The sequence below is a fragment of the Vibrio sp. 1401 genome (assembly GCF_033340295.1).
Window position 1 is genome coordinate 1 of the sequence record NZ_JAWOWF010000305.1, and the last position, 747, is coordinate 747.

The following is a 747-nucleotide window of genomic DNA, read 5'->3' on the forward strand; positions in this document are numbered from 1 at the left end:
GCACTGGCGTGCGCGATTACATCCATGTGATGGATCTGGCCGATGGCCATATTGCGGCTTTGAAAACGGTGGGTGAGAAATCGGGTTTGCACATTTACAACTTAGGTACAGGTAAAGGCTCGAGCGTACTTGAGATGGTGGATGCGTTCGCGGCCGCTTGCGGTAAACCAGTGCCTTACGAGTTATGCCCGCGTCGTCCTGGGGATATTGCTGAATGTTGGGCAAGCACGGAAAAAGCTGAGCGTGAACTAGGCTGGAAAGCAATACGCACGGTGGCTGAAATGACCGCTGATACGTGGCACTGGCAGTCAAAAAATCCCAATGGCTATTCCCCTAGTTTGAAGAATTTTAAAGAGTTGAGTAAGTAACATGTCGAATGTCGAATTTAACCCAGTGGATCATCCACACCGCCGTTACAACCCTCTTACTGGGCAATGGATTTTGGTTTCACCTCACCGTGCAAAACGCCCTTGGAGCGGCGCAGATGAAAAGCCCGCATTGGATGAGCTACCAAGCTATGACGGTAAATGTTTCCTTTGTCCAACCAACGAACGTATCTCTGGCGATGTTAATCCAGACTACCAAGGCACCTATGTGTTCAATAACGATTTTGCTGCGCTGATGGTGGATTCACCAGATGCACCGGAGTCAAACAACCCGTTATTCAAAACGCAAGGCGTGCGTGGTTTGAGCCGAGTGATTTGCTTCTCGCCAGATCACAGTAAAACCTTACCGGAGCTCCCAGTG

Annotated in this window: 2 protein-coding genes; both read left to right on the forward strand. The window is 49.9% G+C overall.

Features of this window, described 5'->3' with window-relative positions; all coding sequences use genetic code 11:
• On the forward strand, positions 1-368 hold a 368-nt coding region (locus R7Z77_RS25275; RefSeq protein WP_318137034.1), incomplete at its 5' end, for a GDP-mannose 4,6-dehydratase.
• Between the two features lies 1 nt (position 369).
• Positions 370-747: galactose-1-phosphate uridylyltransferase (gene galT / locus R7Z77_RS25280; protein ID WP_318137035.1), on the forward strand; the 378-nt coding region annotated here is incomplete at its 3' end.